The organism is Pseudogracilibacillus auburnensis, from assembly GCF_003201975.1.
GTDB lineage: Bacteria > Bacillota > Bacilli > Bacillales > Amphibacillaceae > Pseudogracilibacillus > Pseudogracilibacillus auburnensis.
This window is the reverse complement of record NZ_QJJQ01000032.1, coordinates 8,485-9,561: the sequence shown is the minus strand read 5'-3', so window position 1 is coordinate 9,561 and position 1,077 is coordinate 8,485. Positions and strand designations below refer to the sequence as shown.

The following is a 1,077-nucleotide window of genomic DNA, read 5'->3' as shown; positions in this document are numbered from 1 at the left end:
ACGGTCACTAAGAAGGTAACCGTATGATCATCGGTATCCGCCACATTACCAAACGTTCCTGTAACTTTGCCATCTACCACATGACCGGCATCTTCATCTTTCGCATCTGTCACGGACTTGCCATCTACTTCTAGACTATCTGGCACATACGTTAAACCTGCTGGAATCGTGTCGGTGATAACTAAGTTTTCTACTAAGCTATCTTCGATCGTATTTTTAGTTGTAATCGTGTAACGAATTGTATCGCCTACTTCTGGATTATTCGTATCTGTATTACCGTCCGCTTTCGTTTCCAGTTTAAAAGCCTTACTTGATTCAAGCTTCGGATCTTTTGGATTAACGACGATCGTTGTTGTTGGCTTCTCAGGCTCATCAAACTCATCGGCCATAATTTCAGCTGTATTTTCAATCTCTTTACCGGATTGACCAGACAAAATTTTTGCTTGGAATATGATGGAACGCCATTCCGTATCCGTTACATCACCAAAATTTGCAGTAACTTTACCATTTTTGAATTCGCCTTTGCCGTCATGACTTATTTGTAAGCTGTCCGTAACATATTCAAGACCTGCCGGAAGTTCATCTGTAATGGATAAGTTTGTAACTAAACTATCGGATACTTGATTGCGTGTCTTAATAATATAAACAATCGTATCGCCGACCACAAATCGCTTTTTACCATCGTCCAAGTTAACAGCCATTTTCTCGGATTCTAGTTTCGGATCCCGTGGGTAAATTTTCACTTCTTCTTCTGGTTTATCTGGTTCGTCAATATTGTCACCATCTACAATTGCAACGTTTTTAATATCTGCTCCTGCTTGCCCTGCTTTTACGGTGACTAAAAACTCTAACGTATGCCAGTCAGCATCCCTAATATCTCCGAGATTACCTACAACTGTACCATCCACTGCATGACCTTTATCATTATCCTCAGCGTCGGTGACAGATTCTCCATCGACTTCTAGACTACCCTCAACATATTCCAATCCTTCTGGAATCTCGTCAGAAATGACTAGACTTTTAACGATACTATCTTCAACCGTGTTACGAGTTTTAATCGTATAACGAATCGTGTCA

General features: G+C 40.6%; 1 protein-coding gene. It reads right to left on the bottom strand.

Annotation, left to right across the window (positions count from 1 at the left end; all coding sequences use genetic code 11):
• On the bottom strand, positions 1-1,077 hold a 1,077-nt coding region (locus DFR56_RS23200), incomplete at both ends, for an isopeptide-forming domain-containing fimbrial protein (RefSeq protein ID WP_158525779.1).